Genomic DNA, 26,118 nt, shown 5'->3' with positions numbered 1-26,118 from the left:
CGAGGAGGCCCGCATCAGGGTCTCCTTCGGCCCATGGATAGGAAAGGACGGGGGCCCTCTTGAAGACATCCGGTACCGCTAAATGGCAGCGCAGCTTGTTCATCGCCAGCTTTACGATTCCGACGCTTGCGTTTTTCTGCGTATTTACCATCTATCCGGTCATCAAAGCCTTATACTATTCGCTCTTCGACTGGTCCGGCATGTCGGATCATATGGACTTCATCGGCCTGCAAAATTTTAAGGACATGCTTCGCGACCCGATCGTCTGGCAGGCGCTCGGCAACGATTACTTCCTCGTGGCCGGCAAGATCGTCGGCATCATGCTGCTCGCGACGTTTTTCGCGGTAGCGCTAACCCGGTTCGGCTTCCGGATGTCCGGCTTTTTCCGCTCGATCTACTTTATCCCGAACGTCATCTCCGTGGTCGTCATCGGCGTCCTCTGGAACTTCATATACAATCCGCAGATCGGCTTCCTTAACGCCTTTCTTTCTCTCTTCACGAAGGAGCCGGTCGCGATCACCTGGCTCGGCTTCACCTCGCATACGATCTGGATGCTGCTGCCGCCGTCGATCTGGGCGGGAATCGGCTTCTACATGATCTTGCTCATCGCGGCGATCCAGAACGTGCCGGACTCCCTGTACGAGGCCGCCGAGCTGGAAGGCGCGAACCAATGGCACCAATTTTGCCATATCACGCTGCCGCTCGTATGGGAACAAATGAAGGTTTCCATCATCAACATCATGATGACGACGCTGAACGGCTCCTTCGTCATCGTCTGGATCATGACCGAAGGCGGCCCGGACAATACGACACAGGTCATGGGTTCGTATCTGTACCAGATGGCGTTCCGGCAATACCACTTCGGATTCGGCGCCGCGATCGGCGTGCTTATCCTGGTCACGTCGCTGATCACGACCGTCGCCTTGCAGCGGCTGCTGCACCGGGAAACCATCGAGATGAGTTAGGGGGATACGACGATGAAACTGGGACTTCGCAACCCGGCCGCCAAAACGATATTTTACGCGATCCTGCTCGTATGGAGCCTCGCGGTCCTGTACCCGCTGGCATGGACGCTGCTGGACGCCTTGAAGAACAACGCCCAGTTCCTGGCCAATGCGCCTTGGGCGCTGCCGAAGCTGCCGCTGCTCTGGTCCAACTTCTCGTATGTGTGGGACAAATACAATTTCGATTCTTACTTCGTGAATTCGCTCGTCATCACCGCCGGATCGACCGCGCTCGGGCTTCTGCTCTCGGCCTCGACGGCGTACGTCCTCGCCAGGTACTCCTTCAAAGGCAGCGGAATTCTCTACCTGTTCTATATCGCCTCGATGATGGTTCCGTTCGTGCTGGCGCTCATACCGCTGTTTTTCCTGCTGAATTCGCTCCATCTGATCAATACTTGGTTCGGCCTCATCCTCGTATACGCCTCCAGCGTGCTCGCCTTCGGCGTGTTCGTCCTCGTCGGATTTTTCAAGTCGCTGCCCAAGGAGCTCGAGGAGTCGGCGGTCATCGACGGGGCCTCGTACTACGGCACTTTTTTCAGGATCATGCTGCCGCTCTCGCAACCCGGGCTCGTCACCGTCGCCATCATCAACGTCTTGAACATCTGGAACGAATATGTCGTGGGCACGGTGCTGATCAACGATCCTAAGCAATATACGCTGCCGGTCGAGATCGGCGTCCTCCAGGCCGAGATGCAGTACCGCACCGAGTGGGGTCCGCTGTTCGCCGCGCTGCTGATCACGATTATACCGGTGCTGGTCGTCTACATTTTGTTCCAGCGCAAGATCGCGAGTGGCATCACGGCCGGCGCGGTCAAATAACGTCGAACGCTAAATAGCCTCGGGGGCATCCTGCAATCGCGCAGGATCGTCCCCGAGGCTGTGCTGCGAGTTCGAGCTAGAATCTGCCGGAACGAATAATTGCGTAGATGAGCCAGCCGAACATGAGCGCGGCGATGACGAATCCCGTCTCGATGATGGGAAATCGCCAGATCGACGTCTCCGCATGTCCGAGCGCGGCGCCGATGACGAGCCCCGCCATGATGATGCTGAGCGCCAGCAGCACGATGCTGAACGAAAGCCGGTTGCTGATCCGGTTGAGCTTGCGCGTCATCGCGTCGAGGTTCCCGATCTCGACCTCCGCGCGGACGCGGCCCTTGTGAACGAGCGACGCCCACTGCCGAAGCCCCTCCGGCACGTCGCGGATGAGCTCCACGAACTCGGGCGCTTCTTCGATCCATGCCTTGGCGATCCGCGCGGGATTCAGCTGCTCGCGCAGCAGCTTTTTGCCGAACGGCTCGGCCACGTCGAAGATGCTGAAGCCGGGTTCGAGCGCGGACACGACGCCTTCCATCGTGAGCAGCGACTTGCCGAGCAGCGTGAGCTCGGTCGGCACGCGAATCTGATGCCGGAACGCGACCGCGAACAAATCCTGCACGGCCTCGCCCATCGAGATTTGATTGAACGGGACTTTATAATACTTCTCCCTCATCTCGTCGATGTCGGCGTACAGACGCTCCTCGTCCGCGGACTCGGGAATGACGCCCATATTGCCGATCGCCCGGACCACGCCTTTCGTGCTCTGGTTTTTGAGCGCGATCACGAAGGCGGCGAAGTTGCGCTTGGCGCTCGGCGTCAGCCGTCCGACCATGCCGAAGTCGAGCAGCGCGAGACGTCCGTCAGGGAGCGCGAGCACATTGCCCGGATGCGGATCGCCGTGAAAAAAGCCTTCCACGAGCGCTTGCTCGAAGATCGTCTCCGCATAGCGTTCGGCGAGCAGACGCCGTGGCAGCCCCGCAGCGTCCAGCTGCGCCCGGTCGGACAGCTTGATCCCTTCTATGTAATCCATGGTCAGGACGCGCTTCGAGCAGAAGTCCCAATGAATATTCGGCACATCGACATGCGCCCATCTCTCGCTCATCCGGGCGAACCGCTCGCCGTTGCGGGCTTCGGCGCCGTAGTCCAGCTCGGTCCGCAGCGCCCTAGCCAACTCCTCGACCATATCCCTTAGCCGATATTGCCTCGCCCAATCGAGACGATGCTCGGCGAGCCGGGTCAGATCCGCCAGTATCTCGAGATCCGTCTCCATCTGAGCCGCGATGCCCGGCCGCTGTACCTTCACCGCGACCTGCGTCCCGTCCGCCAGCACCGCGCGGTAGACTTGTCCGATCGACGCGGCCGCGATCGGCGTCTCGTCGAATTCGGCGAACAAGGCGCCGACGGGGGCGCCAAGCTCCCGCTCGATAATCCTGGCCGCCTCCGCAAAGGCGAAAGGCGGCACTTGGTCCTGCAGCTGCTCGAGCTCCTTCAGAATCGGAACCGGGATCAGATCCGGACGCGTGCTGGCGAGCTGCCCCAGCTTCACGAAGGTCGGGCCGAGCTCCTCGAGCGCGTGCCGGAGCCGGGCGCCGATGCTCTTGGTCTTGATATCCTTGCGCTCCGCGACGCGGAAGATCGCCAGCTTGTCGACGAGCCCGAGCTCGTCGGACACATAGCCGAATCCGTTGCGCGCGAGCGCTGCCGCGATCGTCCGGTAACGGCGGAGCTGCCGTATCCTTTTTCCCGCGCTCATAGGGGCCCCGCGCTCACATCTCTGCCGGACGCGTCTCGGCCTGCCGCATCTTCTCTTCGAGCGCCTCGAGCCTCAGCTGAATCGCCGCGAACTCTTCCCGGGTGACGAACCGGCCGTCGCCGCGGAAGGCGCTCGCCTTCTCCTGCGCCATGGATTCGATCTTGCTCCGCGCTTCCGCGCCCTTGCGCAGCAGCTCGTCGACCAGCCCCTTGGACTCCTCGCGCCCGACTTCTCCTTTTCGCACGAGCTCGTCGACCGTCTTCTCGATTTGCTCCTTGCTTGCGACGACGACGCCCAATCCCAGCGAGATCATTTTATCGATCGTGTCCTTCACCCGTCTCATCGCTCCTTTTCGCTTGTCATCATTTTCATGATGATTCAAAACCTTCTTTTTCATCCCTTTACCCCATTATATACGCGCCAGAATCGGAAAATAAAGCAGGTCGGGCAGACGCCGTTTCCAAATCGTACACATCGTACGGCCGAAGCCGAATATATTAAATGCATACCGGAGCTGAAGGCCGAAAAGGGGTGCGAAAAATCGTGAACAAGTCGTCCTTTATTTTGTCGAGAGAAGATTGGTCGCTTCACCGCAAGGGCTACCAGGACCAGTCGCGTCACCAAAAAAAAGTCCGCGAGGCGCTGAAGCAGAACCTGCCCGACCTGCTGTCCGAAGAAAACATCGTCATGTCGAACGGCAAGCAGATCATCAAGATCCCGATTCGCAGCATGGACGAATACCATATCGTTTACAATCATAATAAGAAGAAACACGTCGGACAGGGAGACGGCGACAGCCAGGTAGGCGACGTACTCGGGACCGATCCTGCGGCGAAAGGCGGCAAAGGCGAAGGCGCGGGCAGCGAGCCGGGCGAGGACGTCGTCGAAGCCGAAATCTCGATCGCGGAGCTCGAGAACATGCTGTTCGAGGAGCTCGAGTTGCCCTACCTGAAGCGCAAAGACAAGGAGATCATCGAATCGACCGAGATCCGGTTCACGGACGTGCGGCGCAAGGGCATCATGTCCAACATCGACAAGAAGCGGACGATCCTCGAGAACCTGAGGCGCAATTCCCGCGACGGACGGGCCGAGATCGCCGGCATCTCGCCGGACGACCTGCGCTTCAAGACGTGGGAGGAGATCGTGAAGCCGCAGAACAACGCCGTCATCATCGCGATGATGGATACGTCCGGATCGATGGGCTCCTTCGAAAAGTATTGCGCGCGCTCCTTCTTCTTCTGGATGACCCGCTTCCTGCGGCGGCAGTACGAGAAGGTGGAAATCGTCTTCATCGCGCACCATACCGAAGCCAAGGAAGTGACCGAGGAGGAGTTCTTCACGCGCGGGGAGAGCGGCGGCACGATCTGCTCGTCCGCCTACATCAAAGCGCTCGAGATTCTCGACAGCCGGTACCCGTCGTCGAGCTACAATATCTACCCTTTCCACTTCTCGGACGGCGACAACCTGACGAGCGACAACGAGCGCTGCGTGAGACTGATCAAGGAACTGCTGAATCGCGCCAACATTTTCGGCTACGGGGAAGTCAACCAGTACAATCGCTCGAGCACGCTGATGTCGGCTTACAAGCATCTGGACCATCAGCAATTCCTTTACTACGTGATCCGCGAGAAGGCCGAGGTTTACAATGCGCTGAAGACGTTTTTCAAGAAGCGGGAAGCTGTCGTCTGAGCATGAGCAAGCGATCGCCCCTGACGGGGCGATCGCTTCTTCGTCGTATGCGGAATTAAATAAAAGGAGATGAGCCTCATGATCGCATGGAGCCGCTTGGTACGGAGCTTAACGGTCGGGATGGTCGTCGCTGCGCTCGCGATCGGTCTGCTGCCCTTCCTGTTCGCCGATCTGATGGGCGACCTGAACGGCTTGACCGATCTGGATTCGAGCCCCTTTTACGCGTTAATCAATAAGTTTATCCGTTGGGGGAAGTAGCGATCCCGCAGCTTACTTCAAGCCTTTCTTCTGCAGGTCGGCCATATGGCGCTGGTACATGACCTTCTCGACCTTCTCAGCGCCGACTTGATTGATTTGCTTGACGAAGGCGTCGTATGCGGAATTGAACTCATCGTCCGACTTCGCCATGACGAGCTTCGGAATCGTCTTGTTCCACAAATCCTTCACCTTCGTATTGATCGTGCCCTCTTTCGACGAGCCGTCCGGCTCCAGGTTCTCCATGCCGAGCGAATAGCTGTCGTAATCGTACTTGGACAACAGCACCGATGCGTCGTATTGCTCCGGCTGGCTTTCCTTCAGGTCGCGTGCGGCCGCGTCGTCCCATTGTTTGCCCGCTCTCCACAGCAGCGTCGAATCGTCGAAGCCGTATTTCGAATTGAACGTGGCGTTGTCGTTCAGCTTCATGTTCAAAATATCGTCCTTCAGCTTCGGCAATCCGTCCACCATGTCGTACGTCTCGCCTTCCGTGCCGTACCGCATGTCGAGCTGTCCTTCATCCGACCAGGCGTACTCGGCAAACTTGATGATCCGCTCGGGATTTTTGGCGTTCTTCGTAATGAAGAAGCCCTGCCAGCCCATGAGGCGGCTCGCCGGATACCGCGGATCCTGGCCGTTGGCCTTCAAGCCGTCAAGCACCGTATAGGTCTTGTCTTTGCCCAGCGCGGTTTGGATCTTCGGATTGAACATCGTGTACATGTTGGTCATGAATTGGGAGGCGACCGCGTATTGCCCGCCGTATAGCTTCTCTTCGTACTGCTCCTGCTTGTAAATGAGCAATTGCGAGTCCAGCAGGCCGCCTCGGAACAGCTGGTTCAGATAGCGGAATGCGTCTATGAAACCCTTGTTGCGCATCGGGTATTCTACGATTTGCTGATCGTCCTTGACCTGTTCCTCCAACAGATGGGGGGAGAAGGAATAAATCAAGTAATCCATCGAGTTGCTGCCGTGGAAGCCGTTCTGGGCGACGTCGAAAAACTCGAGTCCGACCGGACTGACGTCGGGGAACTTCTCCTTCGCCGATTTAAGCGCGTTCATCAGATCGTCGGTCGTCTCGATCTTCGGGCTGCCGATCGCCTGATAAATGTCGGAGCGGATAAACCACGGGCGGATCGGCACGATCGGCACGCCGCTGGTCAGGCGGTCCTCGGTCTCGTAAAGGTTCGGCAAATACCAGAGCTTGCCGTCAACGGAATGATACTTGACCATGTTCGGATCAAGCTGCGATTTGAATTCCGGCGCGTACTTTTCAATCAGTTCGTCGATCGAGTATACCATGCCGTTCTGGATCAGCTTCGTGACGGCGGGGTTGTTCCAGTCGAGCATGATCGTGTCGGGCAGGTCGCCCGCCGCGATCATCGTGTTCAAATAATCGTCGTCGCTGCCGGTCGCCAGCTTCCGGTCGATCGTGATGCCGGTTTTCTTCTTCACGAGCTCCATGGCGAACTGTTCTTTCCAGAGATAATTGGACGCCCAGTTGCCATAGAAGTACTGCGTGAACGTAAACGGAGACGTATCTGTCTTCCACGCCGGCTGCGAAGCGTCGGCCGAGCCGGATGCGGATGCGGAAGCGCTTGCGCTTTCGCTCGCGCTTGGCGCGCTCGTGCTCGCCGGACCGCTGACGCTCGGCGCGGCATTGTTGTTGTTAGAGCTGCAGCCTGCCAGCATCGCGGCGAACAGCACCGCCGCGGCGCCTGTCTGAATCCCTTTTCTTATCATGATGAGACCTCCCTTGAAATGATGAGCTAGATCGAACTTGCTCTATGCTTTGAACGGCCGAAGCCGGTTAAGCCGAAAGTTTGGTAATGCCGACTCATCCCTTGACCGAGCCGATCATCACGCCCTGGACGAAGTACTTCTGCACGAACGGATAAGTAAACACGATGGGCAGCGTCGTGATGACCATGGTCGCCAGCTTCAGCGAGGCGGCCGTGACCGAACCTAAGCCAAGCTGGCTCGCGATGAGGCTGACGTTGCTGTTGGAGCTGATGATCTGCATCAGGATCTGCTGCAGCGTCAGCAGCTTCTCGCCGCCGAAGAGCATCGCGTCGTACCAGGCGTTCCAGTGGAATACGGCGTTGTACAGCGCGATCGTCGCCAGCACCGGTTTGGAGACCGGCAGCACCAATTGGAAGAAGATGCGCAGGTCGTTGGCGCCGTCGATTTTCGCCGATTCTTCGATCTCCTTGGGCAGCGCCCGGAAAAATGTGAGCATGATGATCGCGTTGAATACGTTGAACAGATTCGGAACGATGTAAACCAGGAAGTGGCCTTTCATATGCAGGTATTTGGCGACGACGAGATAATAGGGGATGATGCCGCCGCTAAAATACATCGTAACGATGGCCATCATGAGAAACAGCTTGCGTCCCACGAGCTCGGATTTGGATATGCCATAGGCGAACGCGCCGGTGAAGAGAACGGCCGCGGCCGTGCCGATGACCGTTCGCGCGATCGTGACGACAAAGGCCCGGATCATGCTGTCGTCCCGGAAGACGACCTTGTAATTCTCGATGGAGAATTCGCGCGGCCAGAACGTAATGCCGCCGCGGGCGGCGTCCGCCGGATCATTTAACGAGGTGACCAGGATATTGTAGAACGGATACAGCGTGCAGACGCACAAGGCGATCATCAACAACGCGTTGAATACGTCGAAGGTTTTTCCGCTTAGGCTTCGCGAGGTCAACATCGGCTTTCCTCCTAGAACAAGCTTTCTTTCGTTATTTTCCGCGACGAGTAGTTGGCGAGGTACATCAGCACGAACGCGACGAGCGACTGAAACAATCCGACGGCCGTACCGTACGAGAATCTGCCGGATACGAGGCCCATCTTGTAGGAATAGACGGATAGCACGTTGGCCGCATCCTGGGTCATCGAGTTCTGCATCAGATACATCTGATCGAAGTTCGAGTTCACGAGACCGCCGATCGACAGGATCAACAGGATAATGATGGTCGGTTTAATCGCGGGAAGCATGATGTGCCATACCCGCTGGAAGCGGTTGGCGCCGTCCATCACGGCGGCTTCGTACATCTGCGGATCGATGCCGGCGATCGCCGCCAGATAGATGATCGAGTTCCAACCGATATTTTTCCAAACCTCGGTAATGACGACGAGGGCCAGGAAGGAGTGAGCGCTGCCCATCAGCATCGTCTCGTCGCCGATAAGGCCGAGTTTGACGAGCAGTTTGGCGAGCACGCCCGTATCCGGATCGAGCAGCGTATACATGAGGCCGACGACAAGCACCCAGGAAACGAAGTAGGGCAAGTACGTGAGCGATTGGACGACGCGCTTGAAGCGTTTGAAAACGAGTTCATTTAACAGCAGGGCAAGCAAGATGGGCGCCGGAAAACCGAAGACGAGCTTCGCGACGCTGATCTTGAACGTGTTCGACAGCGATTCCCGGAACGTTGGGTCGTTGAACAGCTCTTTGAAGTTGGCGAGGCCGGTCCAATCGCTATGGATGAATCCTTTGAAAGGCGTGTATTCCTGGAAGGCGATGATAATGCCGTACATCGGAATGTAATTGAACAGGATCATCCAAAGGATCGCCGGGAGCGTGAGAATCATCAGATACCGCTGCAACCAGATCCGCTTCGTCAGGCTGCGCTTGACGGGTATGCTGCTCATGGCCTTCTTCCTTTCCTCTTCGACTTGGGTGTTGGCGTACTCCTATTATAGAAAGCGCTATCAATTGATCGATATACAAAAAATACACATGAGTATCAAAATCCAACGGCGTTGATCCGAAACTTGATTCGCGCCGACTATCGATGGCTCATCCGACAGCCTCTCCGGTTGGTCGGCCAGTCGTCGCCCGCGTCGTTCTTTCACCAAGATGCCTGCAAATATACATTTAATTTTGCCGTTGTCGACCCTTTTGAACAGAAAAGATGCAAAGTTGCATTTATTTGCCTTCATCAGCCCGATTTCCGGCTTGCTCTTTGTATTTACCTGCACATTTACAGGTATTCCATCACGTGTCGCGCATCGGCAGAAAATACATGTAAAAATGCAGTTTTTTGAACCGCTGAGCTTTCGAAAGCTCCGGTACGCGGCCAGCACGCCAATTGTCCGCGAATTGCCGCCCCATTCTGATCTTAAAAAAAGTCCAGGCGCCTTAAAGGCCCTGGACATCGTCATTACGGGTCATCGCCGGGTCATTTCCTGGTATTCGCCCGGCGTCATGCCGTAGGCGTTTTTGAACAGCGTGCCGAAGTAGGACGTGTTCGGAATGCCGACGCGTTCGGCGACGGCGGATACGCGCAGTCCCGTCGAGCGCAGCAGCTCCTCGGCCCGAGCCAGCCGGTAATCCTGAATATATTCGGTCGGCGTCTTCCCCATTTTCTTCTTGAACGTGGCGCCGAGATGGTTGGGCGAGACGAACGCTTCCCCCGCGAGATAAGCGAGTCCCAGACTTGGGTTGCCGTACTGCTCCTCAATTAGTCGAATGACCCGGTCTACGATATGGTCGTCCTTATTCTCCCGCTTATCGCGCAGGATATCGGCAATCCGCCGCAAGGTGGATTGCATGCGAACGCGAAGCTCAAGCTGCCCCTCGCTCGAGAGCAGCGCCTCGAACCCGAATCCATCCTCGCCTCCCGCCGTCAAAGCGGCGGGAGACGCAAGCGTCGACAACCCTTCGACGAGCCCGCCAAGCAGACTCGTTACGTATGCGCGGCCAGCCCCCGGATACGCGGCGATGAGGGCAAACAGCTCGTCCAGCGACGTCTCCGCCGCCCGCTCGTCGCCGCTGCCGAGACTGCTGCGAATCTGCTTCGCCAGTTCCTTGAAACGGCGGTCTAACCGCTCCGCTTCCAGGGCGAAGCTCGCTCGCTCCGCCTCTTCGTCGGCTGCTTCCGCCACTCCCTTGCGTCCGCTCCATACGGCGAATCGAAGCGCTTTGGCCGCCTCCCTGTACGAATCGATTGCGGACGGCAGCGTCTTCGCGGCGCCGCCGACCGCAACCGTCCATCCGTCGTCCGGCGACGGCGCCTGTCCGGAAGACAGGTCATGAAGAAGCCTCGTCGCCAGCTCGCGCTGAGACTCGGCTTCTTCCGCTCGAAGGCCGAATACGATCACCGCTTCCAAGACAGCGCCCGCCCCGAACGTATATGCGATCGCCGGGCGCCGAAGCGCCAGCTCCGCTCGCTCCTCGAAGAAGACGGCGCCCGGTCGGCCCGCTGCCGCTGGCGCGCGAACGGTCCAAACGCCGAACGCTTCGGGAGCCGGCCCAACGGTTGCTTCGGCAAGCGCTTCTTCGAGTACCTCGGCGTCTTCCCCGGCCGGATCCCGGTCGGCGAGGAGAGCGGCCAACGCCGTTCTCAGCGACGCCCGCCGTCCTTCTTCGCGAGCCTGCCGCCCTTGTTCTTCGTTGCCGCGCCGCCTTGCGGCCTCCTCGCAGTCGATCGCGATCCGGGCCAGCGTCGCGCGCAGCTCCTCCTCGTCGATCGGCTTCAGCAGGTAGTCGACGGCTCCGAACCGAATCGCGTCGCGCGCATATTCGAAATCGTCGTAGCCCGTCAGCACGACGAAGCGCACGTCCGGCAGTTCCCTGCGGACAAGCTTCGCCATCTCGATACCGTTCAGGCCGGGCATCGAGATGTCCGTAATGACGATATCCGGTTCCATGCCGATCGCCTTCTCCAAGCCCTCAATGCCGTCGCAAGCCGTCTCCACGGCGCCGATGCCAAGCGTCGGCCAATCAAAAAGTTCCGCGAGTCCCTCCCGCTCCCATCGCTCGTCCTCAACGATCAGCAGCTTTAGCAATGTCCGTCCTCCTCCTTGCCTCAAAAGAGATCGTAATGACCGTGCCGATCCCCGGACGGCTGAACAGTTCCAGACGGTGGCGATCCCCGTGCATCATGCGCAGGCGTCCGATAATATTGGCCAGCGCGTACCCGCTGCCTTGCGAGTCGACGGGCCGGCCCTCCCTCAATTCGCGCAAGCGGTCGCCGCCTATTCCGACGCCGTCGTCGACGATCTGCAGTACGACTTGCTCCGCCTCCAGCCTTGCCTTAATGAAGATGGTGCCGTGCGCCCGCTTCGGCTCGATGCCGTGTACGAGCGCATTCTCGACGAGCGGCTGCAGGATGTTTTTGACGGTAATGAATTCCCTGACCCGCTCGTCCACCTCGAAAATGGCGTCGAAGCGGTCCTCGAAGCGGAATTTCTGGATCGCCAGATAAGCCTTGACCATGTCCAGCTCGTTCCCGATCAACGTCTCCGAGCTGCCCTTGTTCAGCACGAGCCGGTAGAACTTCGCGAGCGAATCGGAGATGCGGACGACCTCCGGCGCCTTCGCTTTACGCGCCACCCAAGAGATCGTCGCCAGCGTGTTGTAAAGGAAATGGGGGTTGATCTGAGACTCCAGCGCCTTGACTTCCGCCTCTTTCTCCAGAAGCTCGGCTTTGTAGACGGTCTCCACGAGCCCGTGGATGCGTTCGGTCATATGGTTGAAACTCAGCGCCATCTGCGAAAATTCGTCGTTCCAGACGACGGGCACGGATACGTCCAGCGACCCCTCCCGCACTTGCTTCATGGCCTTCAGCAGCACCTTCATGCGGGAGAGCAGCTTCGCCGTGACATAGTAGACCAATAGGCTGAGCAGCAGCAGCGCCAAGGCCAGGACCACGATAGTCGTGCGGATGGACTCGTACACTTTGTCCAGCACGTGGGCGAGGGGAAAGACGCCGACGACCCGCAGACCCGGACCCTGAAGCGGAATCGAGATGACGATGGATCGTTCGCCCCCTACCGTTGCGATCCGGTTGACGCCGCCTTCAAGCGGCAGGCCGGTCAGGCCCAGTTGCTCCAATCGCTTTCCATAGGCGTTCGGCACGTTTTCGGATACGATCCGGTCGCCGCCGTCCGCGACGAATACGTCTCCGATAGCGGTCGAGACCGAATCCTCCAGCGTTTTGAACAGCTCTTTAGCCGTGATTTCGATTTCGACCATCCCGGCGACTTCATAGTTGCGGATGGAGTACACTTTCCGGTTAAACGAAAGCACGTCCGCGTCCGCGGTCAGATCGGGCCTCACGAGCAGCACCTTCTCCTTGTGCAGATCCCGCCAAACCGAGCGCAGCGCATGATTCTCCAGGATAGGCCGATACTGCGGATCTTCCCGAATCCGCTTCATGCTGTAAAAGCCGTCGTACCCGCCGTACAGCTCCGGGATGGTCGGATTGCCCATATAGACATGAATCGAATGAATATAAGGATTCTGCCTCATGATATTGTCCAGAATCGGCGCGATATTGTCGCGGTAGTCTTGGAGCTGGATGCTTTCGATCATGAAATCGCTGTCAAGAAAGGTTTGCATGCGCGAGTCGAACGCGATGATCTGGGAGATGTTCTCCGTCATCGCCACCTTCTCTTTGATGCTCTCCTTCGTCTGCAGCAGATTTTGCTCCAACACGGTCTGTGACTGCTCGATGGCCGAATTCGCGGCCTGCCGGTACAGCATATAACCCGTGACGGCCAGCGATACCAACAAAATGGATACGTAAATAGCGACAAACTTGGAGATGACGTTCCAATTATGAAAGAACGGCGTAAAGCGCTTCGTGAATTTCATCGCATCATCCCTGTCGTGAAGATCATCTGCCCCGCTCTTACAGACCATTCGCACGCCTCATGTCCGCCGCCCGAACCGGCGCAACCCGAACGGCGCAAGTCGCTTAATCGCTAATATAAACGCTTTCAGTTCCCGGGACAATAGAGACGAATATAGGCCCTCGATTCCTGCGCCGGAAAGCAGCACAAAAATCAATACGCGATTGTACGATTATCTATATAGGTACGGCGGGCCGCGTTTTACAATAGGGGCAAACGAAACAGAGCCCAAAGGAGTGACTTCCCTTGAACGCGCAGGTTTCCGGTCTATCCGTCGTCTCTACCGCCCCCGCCTCGATGGCGGTTGTCGTTCAACCCGGCTTCCTGACGATAGCGGACCGCGTCGTCGAGGTGCCCCGCGAAGTGAAGCTGCCGATCCGGCCCGCCGGCCGGCGGCAGTACAGCGACCAAGTCTACACGATCCGCGGCGTAGGCGCGGTCTCGCCTTCCTGGTGGAACGGCGAAGATATTCGCGGCAGCGGCGGCGCGCCCTACCAGCGCATGGTCCCGGGTACGCTGTCGGTTTATTCGAGCGATCGCGGGACGAAGTATGCGCCCGATGTCGACTATACGTACGACTATCATTGGGGTACGGTGAAGCGAATGTCTGGGGGCCGCATCGCGGACGGCGAGACGCTCTCGCTCGACTACGCGGTATGGCTCTGCCGATATGATGCGATCGTGCTCCGGGAGGACGGTTCCCTTACTGTCGTCGAGGGGGATGTCGACGCCCCGGAGGCTAGAGAGCTGCTGCTGCCCGAGCCGCCGCTCGTGAGGGACGGCTTCGTGCTCGCCCATATATTTACCGGCTGGGGACAATCGTGCGTCTACGGCGGCGAGAGCTCGCTGTCGAGCATGTCCACGTCCTCTCCGCCGGGCGCGCTCCGCGGCCGATACGAAGACATGGTCAGGCGGACTTATTATGTAGAAATCGAGCCGAAGCCCGGCGGAAGCCCTCAGCTTCGGATCGGCGCCACAGGCGAGGATTACGGTACCGGCCTGACGCCGACACGGGAATCCCTGCGCTGGACGGCGCCTCGAACATTCGAATGGGACGAAGAGTTCCCGCTTGTCATGGAGACGGCTTACGGATTCGAGGTCGACTGGGGACTCGGGCTCGCGTTCCCGCGGCCTCCCCAGGGCGACGAAGACGGGCGTCTGCAATTCACGATCGAAGCGATCCCGGAGATGATCATGGACCGCAGATCCGTGCTTGCCGGCGACGCGCCGGCGGCGTCGATCCCCCTGGAGCAGACCGCGCATCTCGCGGGCTTCCGGCAGGCCATGGCGGCAGGACGTCCGCTGCGCATCGCCTTTTTCGGCGAGAGCGCGACCCGCGCCGGCTTGTGGCCCTATCAGGTAATGGAGGGCCTCCGAACGCGGTACCCGGACGCGAAGCTGTTCAGCTCGAACGTCGCGGTCGGCGGCGAGCAATCGGCGATGGGCATTCACCGGCTGGAAAAAGAGGGGCTGGCCGCGGCGCCCGATCTCGTCGTGCTCGAATATCTGATCAACGACGCCTGCTCCGGTCACGTCGAAGCCGATATCGAACGGACGGTCAGAGCGATCTTGGAGCGAATCCTCGAATACGGCGCGGCTTGCATGATCGTGATGGCGAACGGCGTTAATCCGCTCTTTACGAAGTACGGCTCCAAACGCCATATTCGCCGTATTTACGCGTTGTACCGCAGACTGGCGGCCGAATACGGCGTGGCTTTCGTTGGCGGGTTCGATTACTTTGACAACTTGCACCGTTTCGGCAAATATTTCGTGACGGAGCTCAAGGGCAACATGGTCAATCACACGTTCGGAAACGAAGATACCGGCTGGGGCCCCTTCGATCGGGTTCTGGGAGAGGCGATGTTGGAAGCGATGCTGGGAACCGAAAGCTTACAATTTGTATAAAAAATCCGCGATAAAAAGTGCATTGTTTCTCATTCCCTCGTGCGCTACCCTAGGTTTATTGATTGAGAATGAATATCAATGATAATGGACCCGGGGGAGAAATGAGAAATGTCTGGTTGGGTTAAAAAAACGGCGGTAACGATGGCGGCGGTATTGTGGGTAGGTTTATTGGCGGGATGCGGATCCGGGGAGGACAAGCCGAGCGAGCATTCGAAGGCCGCCGCGCCTCAGACCTCAGCGACGGAAAACGCGCAGTCTTCGCAGGGTGCTACTGCGTCCGGCACCGCCGCAACGGCGGACGACGAAACGCGAATCGTCAAGGATGAATTCGGCGAAGTCACCGTGCCAGCGCATCCGAAGCGGATCGCGGCCATCTATCTGGAAGACTACTTGAAGGCGCTGGGCGTGACGCCGATCGTCCAGTGGTACAATCCGAACTGGGGCAAGCAAGACTATCTGAACCTGGACGCGCCTCTGTTCGATACGAGCGGCAGCATCGAGGCGCTGCTCGCGCAACGTCCCGATCTCATCATCGTCGACGGCGGCACGGACCGGGCGGCTTACGATCAATATACGAAGGTGGCGCCGACCTACAGGCTGCCCGAAGACATTCTTCAGAGCTCCGAACAAATTCTGAAGACGATCGGCGATGTCATCGGCATGCCCGAGCAAGCCGAGAGCGTGGCTGCGGCCTATGAAGCTAAGTTAGCGGACGCCAAGGCCAAACTGGCGCAAGCCGTCGGCCAAGAGACGGTGGCGGTCATCCGCGTCAATGTCGGCGACCGGACGATCGCGTTGTTCGGCGTCAAAAACCGTTTTGTGGGCAGTCTTTTGTTCGACGAGCTGGGGCTTACGCCGCACCCGATGGTGCAAAAAATGACGGAATTCCAGGAGATTCTGTCCGAAGAGGCCTTCTCGATGCTGGATGCGGATCACATCATCGTGATTCCGTCCAACGGGGATTGGCAGACGGCGGAAAATCAAGATTCGTTTTCCTTGTTGGACAGTCCGCTATGGAAATCGGTGCCCGCTTTTAAAAACGGCCATGTGTACAAGGTCGAACGCAGCCACTGGCAGAGCGGCGCGATCACGGCGAACGGCATGAAAATCGACGATCTTCTGAAGCTCATGGTGAAGTAAAGGAGATCGGACAGAAACATTCATACGGGGGCTCTTCAATTTTAGGATTGAAGCGCTCCTTTTTTTTATTTAAACTAGACGGACAGGCTTTGAGAATGGTTATCAATAGGTGGAGGCCGCGATGACAAACGATTTGCAAAACGGTGCGGCGACGGCGAAGGGAGCGGTTCAGTTCCGGCTCGCGGATGCCGAAGCATTTCAAATCGAGGCTGGACGAGGGAACGCGATGGCGTCAAGCGTCTATATGATGCTGTTGATCACGGACGGCGTCGGACATGGCATGCTGGAAAATAAAAAGACCGCCCTCGCGCAAGGCGCCTGCCTGATGCTGCATCCTCAAGCGATCTGCCGGCTGGAGGCCGGAGTGATCGGGATGACGGGCTACCGATTCGAATTCGAGATGTCGGGGCTTCAGCATTCGTCCGAGGGTAAGACCGGACTTGAGACGCTCGATGAATGGCTCGCATCTTGGACGCACGAATTCGGCGCTTCCGCTGCAGGCATGCTGCTGGAGGCGGAGCATTTGCACCGCAGCCGGAACGAAGCCGACGAACTGGAGCGGCTGGATCGGCAGATTCGTTTTCAGTCGCTGTTGCTCTCGATGCTTAGAGCGTACCGCAGCGCGGCAGCCGGCGAGCAATCGCTGCGGCAGGCCGTGGGCCGTTCAGTCGAATATGTAAGAGCGCATTACGCGCAGCCGCTGTCCATCGGTCGGCTCGCCGAGATGACGGCAACCAACCGGTGGCGCTATACGCAGTTGTTCAAGGAAGAGACGGGACAGCTGCCGATCGACTTCCTGAACACCGTTCGTATCGACAAGGCGCAGGAGATGCTGCTGCTGACCGGCGACAAGCTGAAGCAGATCGCGCTTGCGGTCGGATACAGCAACGAATATTACTTCAATCGGAAGTTTAAGCAAAAAGTCGGAATCACGCCGGGGCAGTACCGCAGCCGGAACACTGGAAAAACGCGTGTTTTCGCACCTTTTTTGGAAGATTACCTTGTCGCGTTGGGCGTTACCCCTATCTTGCAATTTTTCCATCGCGGATGGGGCAGACAAGAATACTTGGGACTGTACGGCGTGCCCGACTTCGATATCGCCGTTGACGATTGGACGGTCCTCTCCAGCCACCAGCCCGACTTCATCCTCCTGAACGACGGGCACCGGAGATGGAATTTGGAACGGTACAGCCGGATCTCCCCCGTTTTTAAGATTCCATTTGCAGGAGAAGATTGGAGATTGATGCTCAGATCAATCGGAAATGTCCTGGGCAGACAGCAGGAAGCGACGGCGGCCGTCGAACGGCTGGAACGCCAGATCGCGGAGGCTCGTTTTCGGCTGGGACGCACATCAGCCAAGGAGTCCGTAGCCGTCCTAAGGATTTCGGGGCAGTCGATCGCGCTGTACGGAGGCGGAGCTTGCGGCTACACGGGACCGCTCCTCTACCGCGGTCTCGGTCTAACCGAGCCGGACATCGTGCGCAGGATGGCTTCCGGCGTTCGAAGGGTCAATCTGTCGCTTGAGGAACTGAAGGAGCTGGATGCCGATCATTTGTTCGTGACCTTCGAGGGCCACGGAGAGGGCCGGGAACTGCTCGATTCCGACGTTTGGCAAAGCCTGCCCGCCGTCAGAGCGGGCCGCGCATACGAGGTCGATTTTCTGGCCTGGATGAACTATGGCGTACTATCCCATAGCCGCAAGATCAGCGACGTGCTGCAGGCCATGGGCAGGTGACGGAAGCAGCGCGACGAACGCGTAAAAAACCCGGCAACGCGGCGGAAATATCGCGCCTTCGGAAGCCGGGCTTTGGTGCGAATCAGGCCATGTGAACACAATCGCAATCTTACAGAAGCCGGTACAATCGGTACAGCATGACCGCCGCCTGCGCCCGGGTCGCGGTCTCGGCCGGCGCGATTCGGCTTCCGCCGACGCCGGTCAGGATGCCGGCCGCGTGCAATGCGTCGACGGCATCGCGCGCATAAGGCGCGATCGCGTCGCTGTCCGCGAAGGCAAGGGCGGATAGGCTGCCGGTCGGCGCCGCTTCGTCGTCGGCGCCGGTTCGAACGCCGGCGAGGCGAAGCGCGCGTTCCATCATCACCGCCATATCTTGGCGGCTGATCTCGTCCCGAATGCCGAAGCTGCCGTCCGGGCGGCCGCGCGCGATATCGAGTTCGGCAGCCGCGGACACGGCGCCTGCGTACCAAGCGCCGGGCTTGACGTCGGAGAAGGCGGGAGCGATCTCCGGCCCGCGTGATGCCGGGGCGAGCACGTTCATGAGCAGCGCGACGAACTCCGCGCGGGTGACGTGCCTGTCCGGCGCGAACATCGACTCCCCGACGCCGCTCGCGAGTCCCCGGGCGGCAAGCGCTTCGATGCCAGGCTGCGCCCAAGGCACGCGCGCGAGATCTGTGAAGGCGGCCGGCGCCTGCACGATCGCAAATAAGCTGAAGTGCGTCGGCTTGAACGAGATTTGTCCCGACGCGGCATCGTATGCGCCGTGCTTGACCACCCCGAGGCTGCCGTCTTCGGCGACGAAGCAGACGACGAGACGTTCGGGCGCTTCGTCCGGCTTGGCCGTGTAGGGGAGGCTCACGGTCACGGGCCGGCCATCGCCAAGCGATCCGAGGCTCTTGCCGTCGGCCGTCAGGATCAGGTCGTAGACCGGACGGCCGCCGATCCGCGCTTTGGCAGCCTCCGGAATCGCCGCGTTATCGGCGCGGCCGGCGCCGACGCGAAGCGACGAAGTGTCCGTACCCGTCAGCGCGAACAGCAGAGCCGGATCGAAGGCGAGCTTCGCCTCGCCGGCATCGATCTCGATCCGCGCCGGCAGGTCGGAGCCGCGCAGCTCGGCGAGCGGCAGATCGACCGCGAGCGTGCCCGCTGCGGCGGTCGACCGGACGGCGATGCGCAGCGTGCCGCCGCGCGCCGACGTCAGCGCCTCGCGCAGCCGCTCCGCAGGCGGCCGGGCGACGGCGACGCCGTCGGCATCCGGCTCTGCCGCAAGGTCGATGACCACCGGCGCCGGCGTCGGTCCGGGCGAAGCCGACGGACCCGCGGACGGACTCGCGGTCGGCGACGGCGATGGCGTGGCCGGTGCAGGAGACGGCGTGGTCGGTGTCGGCGTTCCATCCGACGGACCCGCCGTCGGCGAAGCGCTCGGCGTGGGCGACGAAGGCGACGATCCGTCCGACACGGTCACGAGGACGGACGAGCCCCCCTCGTACGTTGAGGCCGCCAGATTCGCGTCCATCAGCTGCACCGACTCCAGGGAGATCCGCACCTGGCCGGCACCAGCTCCTTTGAACGCGAAGGAAGCCAATTCAGCGTCGCCGCTCGCCGGCGATTGCCCGCCCTGCAGCGCATAGGCGAACTTCAGGACGTCCCCGTCGGTCGCACGCGCGGAAAATCCGGCGCCAGGCAGCAGGTTGCGCTGCGACTGCGGTGTCAGCGATGCGGCGCCGCCGTCCGACGTCCGCACGGCCAAGCGGATCTCGTAGGCGCTCGTCTCGGGCAGTCCGGTCGCGGTCACCTTGACCGTCAGCTGCTCGTTCGGCTTGATCGAATGCGTCGACGCGACGACCTTAAAAGAGGGCGTCGCCGCCGCCGAAGCTGAACCGCCAGCGGGTATAGCCAAGCCTGCGGCCAGCGCGAAAATCCATAGATACAACATCGTTCGCTTCAATCGGTTCGCCTCCGTTCAAGGGATTTAAGAAGAGGAAGGCGGGACGCCTTCCTCTCAACGTTTCAATCGCGGGGGATCAACCCTGCTCTAGCAGCTTCTGAGAGACGAAGGCCAGCTCGTAAAGTCCGATCGCCCCGTCGCCGTCGAGATCGTGCGCGCTAGACCAACCCGCATCGCCGGCCTGTTGGCCGTAATGGCCGGCCACGATGCCGACGTCGCCGATGTCGATGCCGCCCGAGCCGTTCAGGTCGCCCGTATCGGCTGCGATGACGTACTGCGCGAACTTCTGCAGCGCCGTCAGAAGCGCGGCTGTCGCCACGTCCGCTTGCGCCTCCGTCGTCTGCGCATCGGCCAGCACGGCCCGCGCGGCTTCGATCGCCGCCAGCAGCGCAGACCTCGCGGCAGCCGGATACTGCCCGATCGCCATGCCTGCCGCCGATTGGTCGTACGCGGTCTGCGCATCTGCGATCGCCGCCGCCAGCTCCGCGTGATCCGCGATCGTCACGGCCAGCGAGGCGCCGCTCAGATCCGCGTCCAGCACGCGGCCATCGCCGTCGGACAGCTTGAGCCGCGTCACCGCGATCGTACCGCCGCCCGCGGCGCCCTCCTTCGCCTTGAAGGTCAAGTCGAGCAGCGGCACGTCGCCGGATACCGCATTTTCCGCGCCCGGATTCGCCAGAATCAGCTTGACGGTGCCAGCTTCCGTATTGTCGACGGCCGATTGAACGACGGTTTGCTCTTGAACAGGGGCAGCGTCGACATACTCGAAGCGCGTCTTGTCGTAGCTCACGACGACCTCCTGCGCGGACACGTTGTGAACGCTGACCACGGACAGCCTGGCGACGAAGGGCTCGCCGATTCGCGCCGTTCCCGGCCCGGTCAACAGCGCCGCCGAATCGTTCACGACCGTCACGACGGCCTGAGCAGGAATGCTGGTGCCCGCGACCGTGCCGGTCACCGTGAACGTGCCGGGCACCGCGTATTGCGAAGGATCGACCGAAGCCCAGGTCACCGTCGCGGGACCCGTGGTCTGTTCGGCGTAGACGGCCGTCACGGCCTCAGGCAGCGCCGGCGCCGAGCCGACCGGCGTCGCGACGATGGCCGGCTCAAGCTCCGTGATGACATGGACGCCGATCGTCTTACCCGGCAAGCTGACGGCGCCAAGCGTGACGCCTGCCTGATCTTTCGACGCCGCCGCTTCAATCCGCACCGATCCGAAGCCGGAGGCCCCGGCTTTGGTCCGGAGCTGCAGCAGCGCCAGCGGCCCCGAGCCGCCAATCGGACCGCCGTTGTCTACGGCGAAGGACACCGTGCCTTGTGCCGGATCGTTCAAGACGCCGGTCAAGGTGATGCCCGGACCTGCCGCTTCGACGCCGACATAATCGAACAAAGCCTGATCGTATCGCAATGACACGTTCTCGTATACGGCGTTCGTCACGCTGCCGACGCCGATCGCGACGGGGACAAGCTCATCCTGGCCCGCGTACTGCGGACTATCGAGCGTGAATGCCGGCGGGGTCGTCGCCTTGTACAACGCCATGTCGTCAAACGTATATTCACCCGTATACCGCGTGCCGGCAAAGGCTACCGCGTTGACCGAGCTCAGCGTCGGGGTATTGAAAGGAAGTCCGTTGATTCTGTAAATGCCGTTCGTTTTATCGAGCGTTCCGGGAGCGTCGACCGGTCCCGCGTAGCTTTTGAGCGCATCCGCTTGATAGATGAGATCGTAGGTCTTCGTACTGGTGTCCATCTCGAACCTCACCTTGATCCACTGGTCGAGAGGAATCTTGAAATCGCCGTTTTTGGACGGGAAAGCCACGGCCTTCGTCGTTCCGTTTTCCGGTATGCGATAAGAGACGGTGCCCGTGCTCCCGCCGCTGATTCGGACGGCGTCCGCGTTGCCCGACACGACCTGCAGCTCATAGTTGCCCGAGTCGGACCGGCCGAGCGCCTTCGACTTGAACTTCGTCTCGAAGACGACCTTCCCGCTCACGGCCGGGATCGCCTTGGATATGCCGGGGGCGCGACCGTATTCGTTTTGAAGATCGTAGTACGAGTCCGTAAGCGTGAGGACCTTGTTGCCGTCTCCGGCCGCGGTAACCGCGATCGACGTACCGTGCCCCGGATCGACGGTCCATCCGTTTCCTGCCGGACTCGTCCCCGCGGCCATCCCTGTAAACGGCTCGTAGAAGCCGTTTCCGTTCATGTTCGCGCCGGGCGTGCGCACCGTGACGGACGGTCCGTCCTTCGTCGCATTGCCGGCGGTATCGACCGCTTCGAGCTTGAAGCTATAACTGCCGGACGGCTGCAAGCCCTGCACTTCGTAGGTCGTGCCCGTTACGGACGCCAGCTTCGTCGCCGCTGCGCCGTCGATTCGATACAAGTCATAGGCGACCGGCTGCCCGGAATTGTCCGTCGCGCTGCCGCTCCAGGACAGCGTCGCCTTGTCCGGGAAAACGTTCGCGGCGCTCAGGACGGCGCCCTCCGCCCATACCGGCGCGAGCGTATCGGTCGTAACGACGTCGAGCGCCGGGCTGTCGTGCGATTCATTGTCGCTCGTGTCGACTGCCCTGACCATGATCTTGTAGCTTTTGCCTGCGGTCAGCCCCGTTAGTTGGACTTCGGTGGAGCCGGCCGGCACCGTCTTCGCAAGCTGGCCGTTCGAATAGATCCGGTATTCTTTGACGCCGACATTGTCGGTCGAGCCGCCCCACCGGACCGTCGCGCTCGTATTCGTCTTGGCGACGAGCTGCGGCGCGCCCGGCGCCGAAGGCCGGATCTCGTCGTCCTTCGCCTCCACGAGCCCGATCCAATCAAGGTTCATCGATGCGACGGAATTCCACATCGTCAGCTTCAGCGGCCCTGCCGGCAGCAGCGCCCCCGTCTTCACCCGAATCGACTTCCAGTACTCGGGCAGCGTACCGAAGTCGACCGTCTTCGGCGCTTCGAAGTAGTAAGCGTTGTCGCCCAGCTTCGCAAGCCTGCTCGTCAGCGCCCCCTCGGGGGCGTCCCAGCCCGCCACGTATTTGAGGACGAGATCGTAGCGCCCTTGCTTGGGCACGTTCAGCGTCCAGTCCAGCCATTGGCCCTTGTTCGTCCAGTTGCTCACGCCTACCCCGCCGGACAAGAACGGTCGATTCGTATATCTGTTGAATGTGCCGCCGCTAGAATTTTGAAAGGATTCGGCCTCCGCGAACACGCTCAGCGTATCGCGCACGGCGTCGTAATCGTCCCGTACGACGGTCTCCGCCGGGGACCCCGATCCGGCCTTGAGCAGCGTCAGCGGACGATCCGCCTCGCCGCGCAGCAGGATCGCGGCGCCAGGTTCGAGATAAGGCGCGTTCTGGCCGCCATGGCGCTCGAAGGCGAAGCCCGTCGGCGCCTCGACGACCTGATAGAGCCCTTCCTCGTTCGTCAGCTTCCCCCAGGCCACGCTCTCGCCTTCGATGTCGCTGCGGGCTTGCAGCGAGACCGTCTGCGGGACGCCGTTGATGCTGACCTGCAGCTCGACGTTTTCCAGCGGCTGCGAGGACGGCGCATCGTTCAGCTTGAAGGCATGCGCACCCTTCTCCGCTCTGACCGTGAGCTTGTCGGCGGTTGCCTGCCAATAGACGCCGCGAAGCGCGACCGAAGCATCAGGCGTGCCGCTGTTCGCGATATCTTCGCCACTCATGTCCCGCACGCGGACGACGCCCGGCGTTTGCACGGCGACATTGATCTCCTCCGTGCCGGAGATCGACAGCTGCCGGTCGCCGAAGGCGATCGTCGCCGGTTTGTCGCTCGACAGCAGCGTGACGCCGTCCTTGACGAGCTTCGTGCCCGACACGAGCATGACCGAGTCTCCTTTGACCGCGGCGGCTTCGCCGTCGAAGCGGATCGAACCGGCATCCACCTCGCCGCCGTTCGTCATCCGGACATACACGACGGTTCCGTCCTCGAAGGTCAGCTCCATATAACTCCCATGATTTTCGGAAACGACTTCCGGCGCTTCGCCGCCGGATGGATATACGCCCATCGTCGAGACGATCGTCGTTTCTTGAGACTTGGGCGTGATGAATGCCGCATGCATCTGATTCGGAATATTGACGTCTACGGGCCTTACTTCCACGCCTGCCTGGTTCAGGTACCGGTTGTCCACCGTCGCCCGTATATTGGAAGGATAGTGAATTCTCGTCTTCAACGCGGCTCGGCCCTCGACGATGGTCGCGCCGGCCTGATCCGCGTCCAGCTTGAGATCATGCTCGGCATGAAGTCCCCATTCGAATTCGGAGCCGGCCGGGTTCGCCGACTTCAGCCGGTCGATCACGACGAACGAATTCGGCCTGATGTACAGCATGTGGCGAACGGCTTTGCCGACGCCGCCCATATAAGCGGCTGTCGCATCGCCGCTCGTCGCCGCGAAGTCCGCGCTGTCGACGTAGCCCGTGACCGTGCCGTTCGCGTCGAGCTTGTTGATCGGCTGGCCTTGCCTGCCGTCGAACGTGATCGCGTTGCTCGACAGCGTCTGGCGCGTGTATTCGCCGTGATGAGGCCTGTTGAAACCGAAACTTTCGTAATAGCCGGCTTTGATCGCCAGCGGTTCGCCGTACGCGTTGATGACGAAGCTGTTCTGATCGGCGTGGCTGTGGACGTAGCTGCCGTACGGACTCGACTTGAAGTACATCGAGACGCGGTCGGGGTTGACCAGGTCGGAGTGCATCGCGACCACGCCGATATCCTTGAACCACCTCGACTTCGGCAGCTCGACCGGCGGCTCCGCCGGCAAGTCGGGGTCTCCGTGGAAATAGGTGTAAAGCTGATCGATCGGCGTCGCCCCTACTGCCTGCGCGCCCCATTGCAAATGCGGATCCTGATACATCTGGGCGGCGCGACGGAAAAACGAGACGTTGTAGAAAGTGGGCGCTTCCGTATTGCCGTCGCCGATGAGGCCATGGGGCGACCCGTGCGGAAACGTATACAAAGGAAAATGGCCTTCGTTGCGGGCAAACGCCTTGTCGTACAGATTGAAGCCCGTGGCGTACAGCAAGACGTCCATGGTCTCTTTATTCGAGAGATTCGCACCCTGCCAGTAGCCGGTCCCCATGGACCACCCGCCATCTTCGCCGCCCCATGGCGGCAGCAGATTGATATATGCCGGCGCCAGCATCCGGAACCAGGACTCCGCCTGATCGACATCGTGAAGCATCGCTGTCGCGATGACCGTCAGGAGTCCGAACGAGGTCCAGCCGTGCGAATCGTACGGATTTTTGAACATCGAGTGGACGTTGAAAAGGTCCGCGATAAGCGTGTTCGTGCGTACGGTGACCATCGTCTGTACGTTCTGGATGTCGGCAGGCGCCAGCCTGTCGTAGATCCAGTCGTAAGCGATCGCGGCCTTGTTGACGATCGCGCGATGGATCTGATCGTCCGTGACGTAGCCGGTCGTGCCGTTCGGGTCGGTGTTCCAGCTTGCGATCGCAAGCAATTGGCGCTTGGCGCTGTCCCCGAATCGCGTATCGCCGGAGATCAGGTACGTGAACGCCGCGTTCATCATTTTCGTCAGCGACTCATCGACGTACCTTTTGTCTACCGCGGTAACCGTGGTAGGTTCGACGGGAACGAAGTCCAGATTAGCAAGCGCTTGCGAGCGTCTCCGTTCGTAAATGGTCTTTCCTTGGCCCGTGGAGAGCGCCCGGAAGTCATCCAGCGTGTCTGCTGTTACCCAAATGCGCGGATGCGCGTCCGGCACGCTGTTCACCAACGTATCGACGGGCGGCACCGGGAACGGCACCGCATCCTCCTCGATCCGGAACTTGCGCGGCGCGGTCCATTCGGATGCCGTCCCGTCCTGATCGTACCGGACTCTCCAATACCAGGTGCCGGCATCGAACGAGACCGGAAAGTTATAATAATTGGTCGTAAGCGCGGCCGCCTCGTGCGCGACGGTCGCGAAGTCGCTCGTGCGGGATACTTGAAGCTGATAGCTGTCCGCATTTTGTACGAGCGGCCAGCTGAAATCGGGCGGACTTTGCGAGGTGACGAGCGAATCGATCGGACGAAAAGGCATGTGCGCGGAATCCGTAAATTGCGGCCACGCGGGCGCCGCTGCCGACGCGCGGGCCGGGCCGAGCAGAGAATGCGGGAGTACCCCGCCGATCATGAACAATACGAGGCCGAGGGCCGTCCAACGTTTGGCGCTTACTCTCATTTTTGCCTTTCCCCTCTCCGTGGATATGCAGGGCGGACAAGCATGATG

Annotated in this window: 16 protein-coding genes; 7 read left to right on the top strand and 9 right to left on the bottom strand. The window is 60.3% G+C overall.

Annotation, left to right across the window (positions count from 1 at the left end):
* Positions 1 to 59: 59 nt before the first annotated feature.
* Both BM235_RS17450 and BM235_RS17445 read left to right on the top strand, forming a co-directional pair.
* Positions 60 to 965 (top strand): carbohydrate ABC transporter permease, encoded by a 906-nt coding sequence (locus BM235_RS17450; RefSeq protein ID WP_090115513.1) that lies wholly within the window; start codon positions 60 to 62, stop codon positions 963 to 965.
* Positions 966 to 977: 12 nt separating this feature from the next.
* A complete protein-coding gene (locus BM235_RS17445) occupies positions 978 to 1,823 on the top strand; it encodes a carbohydrate ABC transporter permease (protein WP_090115512.1) in 846 nt (281 codons plus the stop codon).
* A 76-nt stretch (positions 1,824 to 1,899) separates the two neighbouring features.
* Here the strand turns inward: BM235_RS17445 and BM235_RS17440 are convergent, their stop codons facing one another.
* Positions 1,900 to 3,573 carry an ABC1 kinase family protein gene (locus tag BM235_RS17440; protein WP_090115511.1) on the bottom strand — a complete coding sequence of 558 codons (1,674 nt, stop codon included), beginning with the start codon at positions 3,571 to 3,573 and terminating at the stop codon, positions 1,900 to 1,902.
* 13 nt (positions 3,574 to 3,586) lie between these two features.
* On the bottom strand, positions 3,587 to 3,907 hold the full coding sequence (locus BM235_RS17435; protein ID WP_090115736.1) for a phasin family protein: 321 nt from the start codon (positions 3,905 to 3,907) through the stop codon (positions 3,587 to 3,589).
* A gap of 209 nt (positions 3,908 to 4,116) precedes the next feature.
* Between BM235_RS17435 and yhbH the strand changes: the two genes are divergently transcribed.
* Positions 4,117 to 5,262, top strand: coding sequence for a sporulation protein YhbH (gene yhbH, locus BM235_RS17430; protein WP_255374442.1), 1,146 nt, complete (start codon positions 4,117 to 4,119; stop codon positions 5,260 to 5,262).
* A gap of 78 nt (positions 5,263 to 5,340) precedes the next feature.
* Positions 5,341 to 5,520 carry a hypothetical protein gene (locus tag BM235_RS17425; RefSeq protein WP_090115509.1) on the top strand — a complete coding sequence of 60 codons (180 nt, stop codon included), beginning with the start codon at positions 5,341 to 5,343 and terminating at the stop codon, positions 5,518 to 5,520.
* 12 nt (positions 5,521 to 5,532) lie between these two features.
* Here the strand turns inward: BM235_RS17425 and BM235_RS17420 are convergent, their stop codons facing one another.
* The 5 genes from BM235_RS17420 to BM235_RS17400 all read right to left on the bottom strand — a co-directional run bounded on the left by BM235_RS17420 (position 5,533) and on the right by BM235_RS17400 (position 13,117).
* Positions 5,533 to 7,257 carry an extracellular solute-binding protein gene (locus tag BM235_RS17420; protein WP_090115508.1) on the bottom strand — a complete coding sequence of 575 codons (1,725 nt, stop codon included), beginning with the start codon at positions 7,255 to 7,257 and terminating at the stop codon, positions 5,533 to 5,535.
* A gap of 94 nt (positions 7,258 to 7,351) precedes the next feature.
* Positions 7,352 to 8,227: a carbohydrate ABC transporter permease gene (locus BM235_RS17415; RefSeq protein ID WP_090115507.1), complete on the bottom strand. Its 876-nt coding sequence runs from the start codon at positions 8,225 to 8,227 to the stop codon at positions 7,352 to 7,354.
* An 11-nt stretch (positions 8,228 to 8,238) separates the two neighbouring features.
* Positions 8,239 to 9,168: an ABC transporter permease gene (locus tag BM235_RS17410; RefSeq protein WP_090115506.1), complete on the bottom strand. Its 930-nt coding sequence runs from the start codon at positions 9,166 to 9,168 to the stop codon at positions 8,239 to 8,241.
* A 519-nt stretch (positions 9,169 to 9,687) separates the two neighbouring features.
* Entirely contained in the window at positions 9,688 to 11,307 is a 1,620-nt protein-coding gene (locus BM235_RS17405) for a response regulator (RefSeq protein ID WP_143106697.1), read from the bottom strand.
* Positions 11,285 to 13,117, bottom strand: coding sequence for a cache domain-containing sensor histidine kinase (locus BM235_RS17400; protein ID WP_158544037.1), 1,833 nt, complete (start codon positions 13,115 to 13,117; stop codon positions 11,285 to 11,287). Before BM235_RS17400 ends, BM235_RS17405 begins: the two co-directional genes overlap by 23 nt.
* 284 nt (positions 13,118 to 13,401) lie before the next feature.
* Here BM235_RS17400 and BM235_RS17395 point away from each other — a divergent pair, with 284 nt between their 5' ends.
* From BM235_RS17395 to BM235_RS17385, 3 genes are all read left to right on the top strand, one after another.
* Positions 13,402 to 15,060, top strand: coding sequence for an SGNH/GDSL hydrolase family protein (locus BM235_RS17395; RefSeq protein ID WP_090115503.1), 1,659 nt, complete (start codon positions 13,402 to 13,404; stop codon positions 15,058 to 15,060).
* A gap of 108 nt (positions 15,061 to 15,168) precedes the next feature.
* Positions 15,169 to 16,200, top strand: a complete 1,032-nt coding sequence (locus BM235_RS17390) for an ABC transporter substrate-binding protein (protein WP_255374441.1) — start codon at positions 15,169 to 15,171, stop codon at positions 16,198 to 16,200.
* Between the two features lie 121 nt (positions 16,201 to 16,321).
* Entirely contained in the window at positions 16,322 to 17,935 is a 1,614-nt protein-coding gene (locus BM235_RS17385) for an AraC family transcriptional regulator (protein ID WP_090115502.1), read from the top strand.
* 109 nt (positions 17,936 to 18,044) lie between these two features.
* Here BM235_RS17385 and BM235_RS17380 read toward each other — a convergent pair whose 3' ends face one another.
* Both BM235_RS17380 and BM235_RS17375 read right to left on the bottom strand, forming a co-directional pair.
* Positions 18,045 to 19,883, bottom strand: a complete 1,839-nt coding sequence (locus tag BM235_RS17380; RefSeq protein WP_090115501.1) for an S-layer homology domain-containing protein — start codon at positions 19,881 to 19,883, stop codon at positions 18,045 to 18,047.
* A gap of 76 nt (positions 19,884 to 19,959) precedes the next feature.
* Positions 19,960 to 26,070 carry a DUF4962 domain-containing protein gene (locus BM235_RS17375; RefSeq protein WP_090115500.1) on the bottom strand — a complete coding sequence of 2,037 codons (6,111 nt, stop codon included), beginning with the start codon at positions 26,068 to 26,070 and terminating at the stop codon, positions 19,960 to 19,962.
* Positions 26,071 to 26,118: the final 48 nt, after the last annotated feature.

This window comes from Cohnella sp. OV330 (assembly GCF_900112065.1).
Lineage (GTDB): Bacteria > Bacillota > Bacilli > Paenibacillales > Paenibacillaceae > Cohnella.
The sequence above is the reverse complement of the archived record's forward strand: the minus strand, read 5'-3'. Positions and strand labels throughout refer to the sequence as shown.

What these genes read in the sequence shown, in the direction of transcription:
- BM235_RS17445 (WP_090115512.1), top strand. Translation starts at nt 978, where the DNA reads ATGAAACTGGGACTTCGCAACCCGGCCGCCAAAACGATATTTTACGCG.
- BM235_RS17440 (WP_090115511.1), bottom strand. Translation starts at nt 3,573, where the DNA reads ATGAGCGCGGGAAAAAGGATACGGCAGCTCCGCCGTTACCGGACGATC.
- BM235_RS17425 (WP_090115509.1), top strand. Translation starts at nt 5,341, where the DNA reads ATGATCGCATGGAGCCGCTTGGTACGGAGCTTAACGGTCGGGATGGTC.
- BM235_RS17420 (WP_090115508.1), bottom strand. Translation starts at nt 7,257, where the DNA reads ATGATAAGAAAAGGGATTCAGACAGGCGCCGCGGCGGTGCTGTTCGCC.
- BM235_RS17415 (WP_090115507.1), bottom strand. Translation starts at nt 8,227, where the DNA reads ATGTTGACCTCGCGAAGCCTAAGCGGAAAAACCTTCGACGTATTCAAC.
- BM235_RS17410 (WP_090115506.1), bottom strand. Translation starts at nt 9,168, where the DNA reads ATGAGCAGCATACCCGTCAAGCGCAGCCTGACGAAGCGGATCTGGTTG.
- BM235_RS17400 (WP_158544037.1), bottom strand. Translation starts at nt 13,117, where the DNA reads ATGAAATTCACGAAGCGCTTTACGCCGTTCTTTCATAATTGGAACGTC.
- BM235_RS17390 (WP_255374441.1), top strand. Translation starts at nt 15,169, where the DNA reads ATGTCTGGTTGGGTTAAAAAAACGGCGGTAACGATGGCGGCGGTATTG.
- BM235_RS17385 (WP_090115502.1), top strand. Translation starts at nt 16,322, where the DNA reads ATGACAAACGATTTGCAAAACGGTGCGGCGACGGCGAAGGGAGCGGTT.
- BM235_RS17375 (WP_090115500.1), bottom strand. Translation starts at nt 26,070, where the DNA reads ATGAGAGTAAGCGCCAAACGTTGGACGGCCCTCGGCCTCGTATTGTTC.